12 protein-coding genes and 2 pseudogenes are annotated in these 14,782 nt (G+C 61.3%); 9 read left to right on the top strand and 5 right to left on the bottom strand.

The window, feature by feature from the left end; genetic code table 11:
* The first annotated feature begins 111 nt into the window (after nucleotides 1–111).
* Nucleotides 112–1,227: a prolyl oligopeptidase family serine peptidase gene (locus tag IPM54_12830; GenBank protein MBK9260690.1), complete on the top strand. Its 1,116-nt coding sequence runs from the start codon at nucleotides 112–114 to the stop codon at nucleotides 1,225–1,227.
* 80 nt (nucleotides 1,228–1,307) lie between these two features.
* On the top strand, nucleotides 1,308–3,401 hold the full coding sequence (locus IPM54_12825) for a serine/threonine protein kinase (GenBank protein ID MBK9260689.1): 2,094 nt from the start codon (nucleotides 1,308–1,310) through the stop codon (nucleotides 3,399–3,401).
* A 5-nt stretch (nucleotides 3,402–3,406) separates the two neighbouring features.
* On the opposite strand, the gene IPM54_12820 is transcribed toward IPM54_12825, so the two are convergent.
* Nucleotides 3,407–3,547 (bottom strand): hypothetical protein, encoded by a 141-nt coding sequence (locus tag IPM54_12820; GenBank protein ID MBK9260688.1) that lies wholly within the window; start codon nucleotides 3,545–3,547, stop codon nucleotides 3,407–3,409.
* 254 nt (nucleotides 3,548–3,801) lie between these two features.
* Here IPM54_12820 and IPM54_12815 point away from each other — a divergent pair, with 254 nt between their 5' ends.
* Nucleotides 3,802–4,542 carry a hypothetical protein gene (locus IPM54_12815; GenBank protein ID MBK9260687.1) on the top strand — a complete coding sequence of 247 codons (741 nt, stop codon included), beginning with the start codon at nucleotides 3,802–3,804 and terminating at the stop codon, nucleotides 4,540–4,542.
* Nucleotides 4,543–4,650: 108 nt separating this feature from the next.
* Here the strand turns inward: IPM54_12815 and IPM54_12810 are convergent, their stop codons facing one another.
* The 3 genes from IPM54_12810 to IPM54_12800 all read right to left on the bottom strand — a co-directional run bounded on the left by IPM54_12810 (nucleotide 4,651) and on the right by IPM54_12800 (nucleotide 6,699).
* The gene (locus IPM54_12810; GenBank protein ID MBK9260686.1) at nucleotides 4,651–5,376 is read right to left on the bottom strand and encodes a hypothetical protein; all 726 of its coding nucleotides are present in this window, start codon (nucleotides 5,374–5,376) and stop codon (nucleotides 4,651–4,653) included.
* A 164-nt stretch (nucleotides 5,377–5,540) separates the two neighbouring features.
* Entirely contained in the window at nucleotides 5,541–5,954 is a 414-nt protein-coding gene (locus IPM54_12805; GenBank protein MBK9260685.1) for a hypothetical protein, read from the bottom strand.
* A 4-nt stretch (nucleotides 5,955–5,958) separates the two neighbouring features.
* Nucleotides 5,959–6,699: a crotonase/enoyl-CoA hydratase family protein gene (locus IPM54_12800; GenBank protein MBK9260684.1), complete on the bottom strand. Its 741-nt coding sequence runs from the start codon at nucleotides 6,697–6,699 to the stop codon at nucleotides 5,959–5,961.
* Between the two features lie 197 nt (nucleotides 6,700–6,896).
* Between IPM54_12800 and IPM54_12795 the strand changes: the two are divergent.
* The 5 genes and pseudogenes from IPM54_12795 to IPM54_12775 all read left to right on the top strand — a co-directional run bounded on the left by IPM54_12795 (nucleotide 6,897) and on the right by IPM54_12775 (nucleotide 10,775).
* Nucleotides 6,897–7,416 (top strand): annotated as a pseudogene (locus IPM54_12795) (superoxide dismutase family protein).
* A gap of 120 nt (nucleotides 7,417–7,536) precedes the next feature.
* Nucleotides 7,537–8,454 (top strand): phytanoyl-CoA dioxygenase family protein, encoded by a 918-nt coding sequence (locus tag IPM54_12790; protein MBK9260683.1) that lies wholly within the window; start codon nucleotides 7,537–7,539, stop codon nucleotides 8,452–8,454.
* 156 nt (nucleotides 8,455–8,610) lie between these two features.
* Nucleotides 8,611–10,107, top strand: a complete 1,497-nt coding sequence (locus IPM54_12785; GenBank protein ID MBK9260682.1) for a hypothetical protein — start codon at nucleotides 8,611–8,613, stop codon at nucleotides 10,105–10,107.
* Complete coding sequence (locus IPM54_12780) at nucleotides 10,104–10,469, top strand: response regulator transcription factor (GenBank protein MBK9260681.1); 366 nt, start codon at nucleotides 10,104–10,106, stop codon at nucleotides 10,467–10,469. The genes IPM54_12785 and IPM54_12780 overlap by 4 nt, the downstream gene beginning before the upstream one ends.
* 63 nt (nucleotides 10,470–10,532) lie before the next feature.
* Nucleotides 10,533–10,775: a hypothetical protein gene (locus tag IPM54_12775; GenBank protein MBK9260680.1), complete on the top strand. Its 243-nt coding sequence runs from the start codon at nucleotides 10,533–10,535 to the stop codon at nucleotides 10,773–10,775.
* A gap of 154 nt (nucleotides 10,776–10,929) precedes the next feature.
* Here IPM54_12775 and IPM54_12770 read toward each other — a convergent pair whose 3' ends face one another.
* The gene (locus IPM54_12770; protein MBK9260679.1) at nucleotides 10,930–11,220 is read right to left on the bottom strand and encodes a hypothetical protein; all 291 of its coding nucleotides are present in this window, start codon (nucleotides 11,218–11,220) and stop codon (nucleotides 10,930–10,932) included.
* A 441-nt stretch (nucleotides 11,221–11,661) separates the two neighbouring features.
* Here IPM54_12770 and IPM54_12765 point away from each other — a divergent pair.
* A pseudogene (locus tag IPM54_12765) lies at nucleotides 11,662–14,780 on the top strand (DEAD/DEAH box helicase family protein).
* Nucleotides 14,781–14,782 lie beyond the last annotated feature (2 nt).

Genomic DNA, 14,782 nt, shown 5'->3' with positions numbered 1-14,782 from the left:
CAAAGGCTGTACCGACGAACCGAGCCACCGATCTGGGGCGTGTATTCATGGTGCCGCTCGTATGGCAAGGGCCATCCATTTTGCTAACGTCGCGGCAAAGAGGTTTATCGAATGAAACGTTCCTTGTTTGTCGTGGCACTCCTCACGTGTGCGGTTCTTTTGACGCTCATTTCGGGCCGCGTTGCATCTCGAGCCTACGCAAAGCCCAAGCCCAAAGGACTCGAAGTGAAAGCCATGAGCGTAAAAAGTCATACGCTTGCGTCGCGATTTCCGGGCGGCGAGGGCGCCATGAGCGCCAAAGCATGGAAACGTCTCGTTCCAGGGGCGCGCGATGTCACGCTTCCATCTTCGTCGGATGGATCGGCGCAACGTGCGATGTTTTTCGATTCGGGATCGTCCGCGGAAAAACCGCTTCTCGTCGTCTTGCACAGTTGGAGCACGGATTATCGTCAGAACATCGGCATTCCGTATGCTCTGCACGCGGCAAAAAAAGATTGGGTCTTCATTCATCCGAATTTCCGAGGTCCAAACAGAAACGCCGCCGCTGGCGTATCGGACCTCGTGACGAGCGACATTCTGGATGCCGTGGAATACGCCAAGCGGCATGCGCGTGTGGACACGAATCGCATCTATTTGGCGGGTTTTTCCGGCGGCGGCCTCGCGGCGCTCGCCATGGCGGGCCGGCATCCGGACATGTGGGCCGGCGTCGTGGCATGGTGTCCCATTCACGATATCGTGGATTGGTATCGCGAAAATGTCGCACATGTGCCTCGCCGGCATTACGTGGGCAACATCGAAGCCGTTTGCGGAGGTGCGCCGCGCGCTGGTACGAAAGCTTTTACCGAATGCAAAAGACGTAGCCCGAGCGCCGTTTTGGAGCGAGCTCGGCAAGCCGGCGTGCCCATGTACATTGCCGCGGGTGTTCGTGACGACATCGTGTATCCGCGGCACGCCATTGCCGCGTTCAATCAGCTAGCCATTGCCGCCGACCAATTGGCAGACGATTTTCTGCCGAAGCTGAAATCGTCCACGCGCCCTGCATCCCTACGAAGTCCCGCGGGCGAGCTCGACCCATATGCGCTTGCGGGCACGCCCGTGCGCGCGTCGCGCACGTCTGGCAATACGACGCTCGTGCTTTTCGATGGCGGACACGACGTCGTCTACGATGCGGGGTTTGCCTGGCTCGAAGGAAAGCGGCGCATTGCGCAGAAGCGCGTCGCTCCCTGACCCAGGGTTCGCGGGTAAGGTGCGCGAAGCTCTTGCTTGACGGTTCCGTTTTGCACGCGCATCGCGGTACAGTCCGCTCGATGTCCAAGCGCGCCTCTGCTCCTCCCTCGCACTCTGGCCCTCCCACAGCGCTCGATCCCATGGCGCCCACGGTCGAATCTGCACCGCAAAGGCCGCTCGACGCCACCATTGCCGCGCTCCCCGACCTCCCCATCGTGACGCTCGTCGATGCGACCAGCCACGATCCGTTTTCCCTTGCGAGCGGCGAGGTCAGTGCCGGCGCCGTCGACGTCGGACCCGGCGAGCTCGGCGCGCTCGCATCGCAAGCTCGTTACGACGCAGGCCCCGTCCTCGGTGTCGGCGGCATGGGCGAAGTGCGCCTCAGCGGCGATACTCGAATTGGCAGGCGCGTCGCGAAAAAAACGCTCCTCGCCGATACCGATTCGCCGACGGCGCGAGCTCGGTTCTTGCGCGAAGCGCGCGTGCAAGGGCAGCTCGAACATCCTTCGATCGTGCCCGTGTACGACCTCGATTTGGACCCCCAAGGTCGCCCATTTTTCACGATGAAACGCGTGCGTGGCGATACCCTCGAACGCGTCATCGAGCACCTTCGGCGCAAGGACGAAGTCTTCATGAAGCGTTATGCCGAACGGCGACTGCTTTCGGCGTTCATGCAAGTTTGTCTCGCCATCGATTACGCGCATTCCCGCGGCGTGCTTCACCGCGACTTGAAGCCGGGAAATATCATGCTCGGCGATTTCGGCGAAGTGTACGTCCTCGATTGGGGACTCGCGAAAATCGTCGGGGAAAACCCGTCCGACATGGCCGAGACAAACGAGCGTCTCAGCAAGGTGGACGAAGCTCGGCCTGCTCCGCCCAAAATGGGGGAAGCTCCGTTCGGTCCCGAGGGGCTCACGTCGGACAACGCGGCGCTGACGGCCGAAGGCGCGCTTTTGGGCACGCCGGCGTACATGGCGCCCGAGCAGATATTGGGGCACGACGCGGTGGATGCGCGCGCCGATGTGTATGCGCTTGGCGCAATACTATTTGAAATATTGACGTTATCGCGACTTCGTCCGGGGACGCGCGTCGATGAAATCATGCGCGCGGCGCTTTCGGGCGTTCCGACGCAGCCGAGCGAGCATGTTCCATCGATTGCTCCGGAGCTCGACGCGCTGTGCATGCGAGCGCTGGCGCAGGAGCCCGAGGATCGCCTTTCGTCGGCGCGCGAGCTTGCGGAGGGCGTGGAGCGGTATCTCGATGGAGATCGGGATCTCAAGCTGCGGCAGGACTTGGCGCGGACGCATGTCGAGCGTGCCAAAGCATTCAAGGAATCGGAGGCGAATGCGGGCGGTCTGGTGAAAGCCGAAGCGAGCGTGGATGTGGCGAATGCACTCGACCAGTCGCCTCGCGTCATGGCGGTGCGCGAAGTGATTCAGGGGCTGGCGCTCGATCCGGAGGATCGCGCGGCGCAGCGGCTCTTTGTGGAGCTCATCGTGAACACGACGGAGGTGCCGCCCGAGGCCATGCCGGAGCTCGAGCGGGCGCGGGACAAGGCGCGAGCCGAGACGTTGCGGAGCGCATTTTATGGGCTCATGGCGTGGCTTGCGGTGCTTCCGCTCGCATTCGTCATTGGCGTGCATAGCAAGCTCGCCGTCGGCGCGACGGCGGCCGTGGATGTGATGGCAGCGTTATTTGCATTGTTTTATTCGCGGCGGCAACGTATTGGTGCTGGCGTGCCGATTGCATTGTCCGTGCTCGTGGCGGCGACGGTGGCGTTATCGAGCTGTTATCTTGGGCCGTTTGCGCTCGTGCCCACGTGTGCGGTGTCCGCAATGCTGATTTATGCGATGCATGCGACGCCGTACGAGCGGCGTGTGGGCGTCGTCGTCTTCGTCGCGTTTACGTCATTGCCTTTCCTTGCGGAATTTACGGGGGTACTTGGTCGGTCGTACGTGTTCGAGGCGGACAGGCTCATCATATTGGCGCGGGCGGTGGCATTGCCGGAGACGGCGACGCTCTTGGCGATGCTGTATTCGACGCTGTCGTTCATCGTGTTTTCGGCGTGGATCGTGGGCCGCATGCGTGACGCGCTTTCGGCGAGCGAGCAGCAGAAGCTCGTACAATCGTGGCTGTTGCGCAGGCTATTTCCGGACGCAATGGCGGAGAGGTGAGGTTTTCACGCGGACGTCGTTTTCTTCGCCACGATGAAGCGCCGCCCGCACGCCACGGGACGTATCGAGTGCACTGGTTGCGCGGCGCGGGCATCGTAGAGCGGCGATTCCGACGATGACGACTGCACTTTAGAGCTCTTACCCATGCGCGGTCACCGCGCTGGTAACGACGGTCGCATGTCGACCCTTCCGTGGTCACCGCGCTGGTGACGACGGTCGCATGTCGACCCTTCCGTGGTCACCGCGCTGGTGATGATGGGCAGATGTCCAACCTTGCGTTGTGACCACGCGGGTGACGGGCCTCGATGATGGACCCTTTCTGCGTCACCAATTTGGTGATGTGCGCCGGTCGAGCAGCCTGGACTTGCCATCAGGGTCAGCTTCTGGTTTGATGCGCATCATGTCCAATCCCACTCCTGAGGTCGTGGGTTCGCAAAAAGCCTACGAGCAATACCTTTCTGAAGCAGAAGCGCTGGCCGATGCCGACGTGCGCCCATTTCGCGCGGATGGATCGCTGGCGCTTCACAACGTCGAGATGGGTCTCGACGCCATTTCGCCCCACGTTGATCGGATCAAAGCGGAACTGCCGACCGTGGATGTCGTTGCGCTGCAAAAGCTCCCCGACTTGGCGCTTGCGGTCATTTATGCGGCGGCGCAGGTGGATCGTACGAGCGACGGGTCGACCGGCGCGCTGATCGACAAGGCCCGAGCATCGCGCACGCTTTTGCTTGCATCCGCGGAAGCATTGGCCGTCGCCGGAATCTTGCCGGCGCATGAAGTCGAGCGAATTCGATCGGGCACTGGGCCCATCGATTTGGCGCAAGACAACGTCGATCTCGCTGCGCTTTTGACCAAACACGCTACGGCGATAGCCGGAAAAACTGCGGTCACGCCGGAGCAGGTGACGGAAGCGGCGCATGTGGGGACCGAGCTGCTCAAACGGCTCAAGCCCAAGGGTACGCGGAGCAAAGACCCAGCGATCGAGGCTGTGGCATTACGTGATCGATTCTGGACGCTGCTTGCGATGCGCCACAAGGAGCTGCGGCGTGTGGGAATGTGGTTGTGGATGGACGAGGTGGATCGATTCGTTCCGGCGCTGCAATCGCGGACGGTGCGTCGGAAAAAGCCGGAAAACGGTTGAGGGGGCTGGCGCGGGGAATGGGTCACGACGTGCGAGCGCCCGCAGCAAAAAGGTTGCGGCACGCATATGCAAGTGCTCATCGGCCTGCATTGACGTTCCTTGCCATCATCAATTGGCCAAGCGCTGCGCGTCGTCGCCGTCGTCCGTCTCGTCGGGCTTGTACCAATCGGGCGGGCTGTAGTCGACCGGGGTCCACTTGCTGAGCGGATCCCAGAAATACTCCTCCACGGGCGTGAGGTTGACGTTGGTCAAGCCGTGCTCGTCGCGCAATTGCCGCACGCGATCGGTGACGATGATCGAGCCGGGCATGCCCCATGCTTCGAAGATGTCCTCACCCGTCCAGGATCTCTCATCGATCGCAAACCCACGTACGGTGTCGACGCCTGCGCTCAAGCACCTATCACAGGTGATCGGTTCACCATACTCGATGAGGCTTCGCTTCATATCGACACGTGTGCCGAATTGTCGCACTTCAACATGGTAGTAGTTCACGGGTCTCTTGCCCAAACGCGCGGGTCGCACACGCACACGTTCGAGCGGCGTGAATTCATTGATTCCACGCAGCCCTGCCTGTTCCCATGCCAGTCGGAAACGATGCGAAACAAGGATGGACATCCCGAAAAATGCGACGTCGCCCAACTCGCGGCCGTATGCCTTGATTGCTGCCCGGTAGGGAGGCAGCCAGCGCAAATTCGTCACGTTGATGCCGCACGTAGGGCAATACAGGGCGTCGCCTCGATGTATCGGCTCTGTCTTCTCGAACCATGTTTCATACGTTGAACCGACTTCGACTTTCAGCACGTAAAACTGCATCATTGCCTCGTCAGAGTCCATTCGGGAAGCGCCAGTTGAGCGTCTTGTCGCAACGAGGAAAACAGGGTGCACAGCCGCAGGCAAGTTTTTGGCTCGCTGGAGAGGCATTGTCGTGGTGGAGAGATTCTAGTAACGCTACCGGATGACGTTTGACCAACGGCGATTCGCGTCGCTCGCCGCATCATTCACCGGCGCAAGCCCAATTCTCGACGTCGTTCGTCGAACCAGCGGCGTGCCGGCGCCATGTCGTCGAAAAAGCGGACAGGAAAATCGCTTACCCGTCCAAGGAGCTTTGCCGCGCGGAAAAACATCGTCATCATTACGCGAAGATGGAAACTTGCGCCAACCACAGCGGTCCCGTGCGTGGGCACGGATGGGTCCGGCGGTTCGGCAGAAGCAGCGCGCCGCGCCTCCGACGTAAGGTTTGTCACTCGATGGAGATCGATGACCAGAAAAAGGTGCGTGCGGTTGGCGGAAAATTCCTTCTGAACAACCGCCATACGTTGAACGTCCGCTGCGGTGACTTCGCCGATGTAATGCCCGATCAAGACGTCGGGCTCTTCGGTTGTTGCATACGATCGATCGCTGAAATCGGACATGGTCTTACGCCGACCCCGTCTTCTTTGCCGCGATGAATCGGCGTACGCCCGTGACGACCGCATCGCCCAAATCGAGCGGTATCGATCGACGAATCGTTTTCAGTGCATCTTCCCGAATACGCAATTTCGTCACCCGATGCGCGTGCCTGTCGAGCTCGCCGAATTGCGCGGCCCGTTCATACGCGCGCTCGAGCAGTTTGTCGGGTGACACCAATTCATCGAGCATTCCTGCTGCGACGGCTTCTTCGGGCGTGTACATCGTGGACAGCGTCGCCGCGCGCTGGAAATGCGCCGGCGGCAATCGCAATCGCATCACCTCCACCGCAACCCGCGGCATGGGCAATCCAATGGCAACCTCGTTGGCAACGTATTTGTAGTCGCCAGCAGCGCCGATGCGGTAATCCGCACACAGCAACAGAAAAAGACCCATTGCCATCGCGTGACCACTGCTCGCCGCAATGACCGGCCGAGGAAACGACAAGAGCCGCGCCGTCATGGCAAACCCTGCGTTGAGCATCCCCACCGCGGCCGGGCCGCCCGAACGCATCACCTTGAGGTCGAAGCCTGCCGAGAATGCATCGACCCGACCCGTCAGCACGATCATCGCATCGTCTCGCTCGGCGCGATCGATGGCCTCGTTCAATGCTTTGAACATCTGCGGCGAAAGCGCATTACGCTTGCCGTCGTCCATCGTGATCGTGGCGACTTCGCCGTCGCGATGATAATTGACCGGTGACTGGCTCATGAAACGCTCCTCTTGGGAAGAGCCGCGAGCATAATCCAACATTCATGCCCATGGCTACCAAAAGAATGTCGACGTGAGCGCTTGTGTTCGATCGCGCAGCCGAGGTCTTCGGTCATGCGACCCCTTGCCGTTGCCAGGGACGTCTCCAGACATGACAGTGGGGCGCGCAGGGCGCCTGCCATTGGAGGGGAGGTACCATGACCCGATTGTGCTCCGTATTTTCTGCGATGTTCGCGACTGTTGCACTTGCCGCACCCGCCGTCGCCGCCGACGGTGCGGTCGTCAAAATGGTGGATCCATCCGGCAAGACCCTGGGCACGCTCGACCTTCGAAGCACGCCCAACGGGGTCCTCATTACGGGTGAGCTATCCGGCTTGCCGCCAGGGCCTCATGGTTTCCACATTCACGAAAAGGGCGCATGCACGCCCAATTTCGATGCGGCCGGCGGACACTTCAATCCGACCGGCGCCGAGCACGGCTTTCGCGATCCCGCGGGCCCACACGCAGGCGATTTACCCAATATCGTCGTTCCGCAAAACGGTCGGATGAAGATCGAAGTGTACGCGCCGGGCGCCATGCTCGACCAAGGAAAAAAATAGCCTGCTCGCAGACGAGGGCACGGCCATCGTGGTGCATGCACAACCGGACGATTATACGACCGATCCCGCGGGGGCAGCGGGCGCGCGCATTGCGTGTGGCGTCATACAGAAGAAATAGACCTTGCGGCGGTCTTGTCGCTGACCATCGACCCATCGAAGGCGAAGTCGAGGCGGACGGCGCCCGCACCTTGCAATTCATGCAAAATCTGGTTTAGTTCGCCCTACCCGGAGCTTTTGCATGAACACCGCCGTCGAGTTGCCCGATCCAAGCCACGAAACACCGCACGCCGCGCTTTCCCCCGAAGAGGCCGCCAAGGTCGCCGCGGCGCTTCCATTGAACCACCGCTTCCGCCTCGGCGCCGAAATCACACCCGTCCAGCGCGCCTACCTCGACAAAAACGGCTACCTCGTGTTTGCCCGGGTCGCATCGCCCGACGAGGTCGCACGCATCGTCGCCGAAGTCGACCGCGTGCAGGCGCAGTTCCTCGCCGAAGGGCGGCGCAAGGTCCACGGCATTCCCATTTGGTTCGGCCGCGACGAACAGGGAAAACCTTATCTGCAGCGCACGGGTTTTCTGTCGGTCCATTCCGACTATGTCCGCCAATTCGTCACCGATGCTCGCTTCGAGCCCATCCGGAAGCTCGTCGGCAAAGACGCTCGCATTGGCCATGAAGAAAAGGATGGCGTCGTGTTCAACCGATACATCCGCACGAAAGGCAGCCTCCGCCCGGGCCTTGCGTGGCACACCGACGGCCTGCGCGACGCCTTTTATGGACAGCTCCCCGGCCCGATGCTCAACGTGGGCCTGCACTTCGAGCGGATTACCCCGGAAGACGGCGGCCTACGCATCATTCCGGGCAGCCACAATCAAGGATGGCGCGATTTCTTGTTTCGCAAGCTTTACTTCGTCGACAATCGGCCCGACCCGGCGGAAGTCATGGTGGAAACATGGCCGGGCGACCTCACCGTGCACGACGGCCGCACGTGGCATCGCGTCGCCGCGTCCCAATACACCGGCGCTCGCAGCCGCCGCCAAAGCATGTACGTGCCGTACGTGACCGGGCCGTACCAGCCCAAATCCGAGCAAAGCGACACCGCGTCGTACCTCAAAGCCTTCGACCTCATCATACGCGCCAAAACCTGGCTCGGGCGCTGACATAGACACGGTCACGGCACGCGCATTCGTCGTCGCCCACGCGGACGAGCAAACGCGGCTGGTGTGCTTGGCCATTCGGCGCAGTTGTCATTCTCGACGTTGCGGTAATCCGGCGGCCTACGGATTGCACGCTCTTGCTCGGGAGCGGAAGCAGTTATGTCGACAACAGAGGATGCTCCGAGGTCGGCGAGGGTTGCTACGGGTGTGCCCGGTCTCGACGCGATTTTGCACGGTGGACTGTTCGAGCGTTCGTCGACGCTCGTGTTCGGCCCTTCGGGAGCTGGCAAGACCATTCTCGGCAACCAGATCGTTTTTCACCACGTCCGCCAAGGCGGGCGGGCGGTATACATTACGCTATTGACCGAGACGCACGGGCGCATGCTCGACTACCTCCGTACGCTGAGCTTTTTCGACGACAAGTTCATCCCGGACCAACTTTCCTTCATTGGCGGTTATCAGCACTTGATCAAAGAAGGCATGGCGAACTTTCTTCACGTGATACACAAGGAGACGCACGAGCGTGGCGCGACGATGCTCGTGCTCGACGGCATCGCGGTCATTGAAGCGCTGACCGGCTCCACGCTCGAATTCCAGAAATTCATTCAGCAACTCTCGGCCCTGGTCGCCGCGGCGGGTTGCACGTTGCTTTTGCTCGCAAATAGCCAGCAAGACAGGACCTTCGTCGAGCACGGCATGGTTGATTCGGTCATGGAAGTATCCTATCGGTTCGTGGGCGTCAGAAGCATACGTCAGCTCGCGATTACCAAGTTACGCGGAAGTGATTTCATTCAAGGACGGCACACGTTCCGGATCACGAGCGACGGGATTGTCGTATTTCCACGATTGGAGGCGATGGTATCGCAGGCCAATCTCGTGAGCGGCGAGCGGCGGACTCGCAAACAATTCGGCATTGCACGCCTCGATGAGATGCTCGAGGGCGGCGTCAATACCGGTTCGACGACGGCGCTCTTGGGTGCACCTGGTGCTGGAAAAACGCTTCTTGGTGTGAACTTTCTCGCGACAGGTGGCGCCGCTGGCGAGCGAGGTCTTTATTTTGGTTTTTACGAATCACCACCGCGTCTCATTGCCAAAGCCGATGCGATTGGGCTGAATTTCAGCAAGCTGATGCAAGAGGGCTTGTTGGATGTCGTTTGGCAGGCACCGGTCGAGCGCTTCTTGGACGAGCTGGCTCATCAGCTTTTGGATATCGTGCGGCAGCGACGGGTGGAGCGCGTCTTCATTGACGGCATCGACGGCTTTTTGCGTGCGGCGATGCTTCCGGAGAGGCTGCCGGCATTTTTTACCGCACTATGCAACGAGCTGCGTTTTCTGGGGGTGACCACGCTGTTCAGCGAGGAGCTGGAGTTGTTTCAAGAGGACATCGACGCGCCGATTGCGGGCATGTCGGCCATGGTCGAGAATTTGATTTTGCTGCGCTATGTGGAATATCGCGCGCACCTTCATCGCCTCATTTCCATTCTCAAAATGCGCGAGAGCGGCTACGACAGCGCTTTGCGTGAGTTCACGATTTCGCGCACGGGGATCGACGTGGCCGAAACTTTTCACAGTGCCGAAGCGGTCTTGACGGGTCGAGCACGCGCCGCGTCGATCGTGTCGGGCCGTTCCTCGGGACGAAGTCGGCGGAAGCCATGAAGACGATCCTTGTCATCGACGACGAGATGGCGATTGGCGAGGTCATCGACATTGCAATGACCGACGAGGGGTATCGGGTTCTCCATGCGGCCGACGGTCGTGAAGGACTGCGGACTCTCGATGCGGAAACGGTCGACCTCGTCATTACCGACTTGATGATGCCCATCGTGGATGGCCGCGAGGTTTTGCGAGCCATTCGAGGGGATGCGCGTAAGTCGAAGATACCGGTGATTCTCATGAGCGCCGCGCGTGAAATCGTTGCGGCCGACTCGCTCGGCGAAGATGCGTTTTTGCAAAAGCCCTTCAACTTGAAGGAGCTTTCTGCTCAGATCCACCGGCTGATTGGCCGCCCCGAAACGTGAGCACGGTGGCGACTCGTTGTCGATGCTACCCGAGCGGGCGAGTCGTGCTATGGTCTTCTCATTATGTCGAGTTGTGCGATCCCCGAACGCCGTGACGTCGAATGGCGGGTGCGTGTCGGTGACGATGTGCGATCGAGCATCGAGGCATTGTTTGCGTCGCAAAAAACGCTCGAGGATGTCGTGCGCTGGGGGCTTGGCATGAATCCCATCCAGCTCGTGAAAGACGTCGTCGTGCAGGATGAATACACGCACGATGTCGTCATGCAGCACCCGAGCGGCGTGTGGCTCGTGTACGATACGACGTGACTGGGTGGATTGGCGGCGGTCGCCGTCTGGGATCACCAACCTACTGCGGACGAATTGCTCGGTGCGCGTGTCGCTCGCGGCTGGGAGCCGACGCCGACGGGGACGAAGGATGGTCCTCGGGTGCTCGGGCACGCGCGGCGATTGGTCGAGTAAGTCATTTCGTCGACAATGCTGCAATGATGGGTTTTTCTGGCTGCCCTGGCGCCAGAGGATCCTCGATGATTGGGCTAGGCTCGCCCGGCGAAGGTGGCGCAGGCGGTGGATCCCGTCGCGGTGGCTCGGCGGGCGCGGGATCGCCCACGGGGCCCTTCTTGCGCACCGGGTCGCGCACGGGAGGACCTTGTTCAGGCTCGCGCATGGGCGGTTTTACGGGCTCGGCAGGCCCAGGCGGGGGCGGTTCGGCAGGGGGAATGATCTTGCCTTCGCGTTCCATCTGTCCCGGCATGACAAATTTGATGTTGGTGCTCGGATTCCGTTGCGTGTGGACGCCTCGAAAAAATTTCCCGCCTCGCGCCCGCGTGGTGTACGGTTCCTCCCGCCACAACCGCCCACGACCACGATGCACGCTCCTTCTGAAACCGCTCGCACACTCCTCGAATCCTTGCCTTCGCGCGGCCGCCTCATCGAGCTAGCCCGCTCCTTCGGCGTCTCCGTCCCCCAAAAAGCGACCAAAGCCGAGCTTGCCGCAGCGCTCGCCCGCTCCGAGCAGGTCCGCATGCGCGCCGTCGTTTCGTGGATGGCTCGCGACGAGCTTCGTGCTGCGTGCCAGGCCCTTCAGCTCGATCCTACGGGCCGCGCACGTCAAGAGCTCGCTGCGCGCCTCCTCCAAGCCCTCGGCGTGCGCGATAGCTCCCCGCCGCCCGGTCTCTTCGGCGCACGTGTCGTCATGCGCGATACCCCCGTTCGCGGCGACATCACCCTCGTCCGCCAGCGCCAATACCTCGTCGAAGACGTCTTCGCCCCCGAAGCCCCCAACGAAGCCACCCGCGTCGACTTGGTTTGCCTCGACGACGACGCCCAAGGTGTCCGCCTCTCCGTCCTGTGGGAGCTCGAGCTTGGTGCGAAAGTCCTCCTTCCCGAAGCCGAGGGGCTCGGTGCGGTGCAATCCGTCGACCCGCCGCGTCGCTTTGCCGCGTATTTTCATGCTCTCAAATGGAGCAGCGTCACCGCCACGCGCGCCGATCGTTTTCAATCGCCATTTCGCGCTGGCATCAAGCTGCTCGACCATCAGCTCACCCCCCTCAAAAAAGCCCTCGAATTGCCCCGGGCAAACCTATTCATCGCCGATGACGTCGGCCTCGGAAAAACCATCGAAGCCGGCCTCGTCATGCAAGAGCTCCAGCTCCGGCAACGCGTCGCCTTCGTCCTCGTCGTGTGCCCAGCATCGCTATGCCTTCAATGGCGCGGCGAAATGGAAAAACGCTTTGGCCAACGCTTCGAAATCATGGACCGCGACCTCGTCGCTCGCCGCCGTCGCGAACGCGGCTTCGGCGTCAATGCTTGGAGCACCCACAATCGTTTCATCGTATCGTATCAAACCCTGCGCCGCCCGGAATACCGCGAGCCTCTCCTCGTGCATTTGGGCACGCGTTTGAAAAAAAGCCTCCTCGTCCTCGACGAAGCCCATACCGCGGCTCCCGCTTCGGCCAGTCTGTACGCCGTCGATTCGCATATCACCTACATGATGCGCGACGAAATCGGCCCCCGCTTCGAGAATCGTCTGTTCCTCTCCGCTACCCCCCACAACGGCCATTCCAATAGCTTCAGCGCCCTCATGGCCATGCTCGATCCACAACGCTTCACCCCCGGCGTTCCCATCGCCGCCGGCTCGAAATCCCTCAATGCCGTCATGGTCCGCCGCCTCAAACGCGACCTGCAAGCCCTCGGCAAAAGCGATTTCCCCACGCGCGACGTCGTCCGTATCCCCCTGCATCCCACGGACAGCCCCGAGCTCGAATTGTCCCGCATGCTCGCTGAATACACCGACCTCGTGAAACCCAAGCGCGGCCGCGGCCAGCTCGTCTTCATCAATCTCCAAAAGCGCCTGCTCTCCAGCATCGAAGCCTTTCATCGCACCTTGCAAGCGCACGCCGCCCGCGTGGGAAATCCTTCCCCCCAGCAAAGCACGTTTTCACGCCCCGCCGACGAAGACGAAGATGCACACGGCGTCGACGACGAACAGCGCGACGCGGAAGATGCCGCCGACGTAGCGTCCGCCTCGACCGCCATCTCCTCGCCCGAAGGCCGTGCCCGCGAGCTGCTCGAAAAAATGCTCGACGTCTCCCGCCAGCATCGTCTTCGGCCCGATGCCAAAGTTGCTTGGCTCCTGCAATGGCTTCGTACCGAGCTCTGTCCGGGCACGTGGAACGACCGTCGCGTCATTCTTTTCACCGAATACGGTGATACCATGCGGTATTGGCAAAAGATTCTCGGAGCCGCATTCGAAGACACCCGTCGCGGCGATGAACGCATCGCCGTTTTTCATGGCGGCATGGGCGACGAAGCCCGCGAGGAAATCCAACGCTCGTTCAACGGCGACCCCAAAGAACACCCCGTCCGCATCCTCATCGCCACCGACGCCGCCCGCGAGGGCCTCAACCTGCAAAACCATTGCGCCGACCTCTTCCACATCGACATTCCGTGGAACCCCGCCCGCATGGAGCAACGTAATGGCCGCATCGACCGCACCCTCCAGCCCGCCCCTCGCGTACGGTGCCATTACTTCGTTTACCCCGACCGCGAAGAAGACGCCGTCCTCGAAAAGCTCGTCCACAAAGTCGAAACCATTCAATCCGAGCTTGGCACCTTGGGCGAAGTCGTCATCGAGCGCATCGAACGCACACTCAGCCGCGGCATCGACAAAACCACCGCCGCCGAGCTCGACCAAGCCGAGCGGCTCCCGGGGCACGTCGAAACCACCAAACGCGAGCTCGAAACCCAGCGTTGCGACGCCAAAACCCTCGCCCGCGACCTCGATCAGGCCCGCCGCATTCTGGAAGATTCCCGCAAAGTCCTCGATTTTCGCGAAGAATTGCTCCGCGACGCCATCGACGTCGGCCTCGAAATAGCCGGCGCCGGCCCCCTCTTGCCCCTCGAAAAAACCATCGAAGGCCAGCAAGCCTTTGCATTGCCAACGCTACCCCCGAGCTGGGATCGCACCCTCGATAGCTTGCGCCGCCCCCGCCGCCGCGACGAAGCCGAATGGGAATGGCGCAAGCAGCCCCCTCAGCCCGTCGTCTTCAAAGCCCTCGGCCGCATGGGCGAAGACCGCGTCCATTGCATTTGGAACACCCCTTCGTCCAGCGCATTCTCTCCCGCTTCTTGGCCCAAGGTTTCGGCTCGCAGGACCTCTCCCGCGTCACCATCGTCCCCGACGACCGCCATGGAGTCCCCCGCGTCTTGGCGCTCGGCCGTCTTTCCCTCTTCGGCCCCGGTGCGGCCCGATTGCACGACGAAATGATCGCCGTATCCGCCCATTTTCGCGAAAGTGGCGAAGGTGATCATTTGACACCCCTATCGGCCGAAAGCGATCGCATTGCATTGGCGGACCTGGAAAACTTGCTCACCCGCGTCGCCGATCTCCCTCCGGTGCCCGACGTTTTGCGCCGTCGTTTGGTCAAGACCGCTCCGAGCGACTTTGCCACGCTCTTCAAGCACGTGCGGGACGAAGCCGACGGACGCGCGCACGAGGCGTCGCAACAGCTCGCTCGTCGAGGCGCCAAAGAAGCCGACGATTTGCGTGAAATCCTCAAGGCGCAACGCACGGAAATTCGAGCGCAGCTCCACCAGCAGCTCGAATTGCCCCTCTTCAACACCCAGGACCAGGCGCTCGAGCCGCAAAAGAATCAATTGCAGAACGAGCGCAAGGAAATGCAAAAACGCCTCGCGCGCATCGACGATGAAATTCGCGACGAACCCGCCCAGCTCGAAGCCCTGTATCACGTCAGCCTGAAACGCCTATCGCCCGTGGGCCTCGTGTACCTTTGGCCAACGACGAGTTTTTGAGC

Source organism: Polyangiaceae bacterium (genome assembly GCA_016715885.1).
Taxonomy (GTDB): Bacteria; Myxococcota_A; Polyangia; order Polyangiales; family Polyangiaceae; genus Polyangium.
Note: the sequence above shows the minus strand (reverse complement) of the source record. Positions and strands in the feature narration are given on the sequence as shown.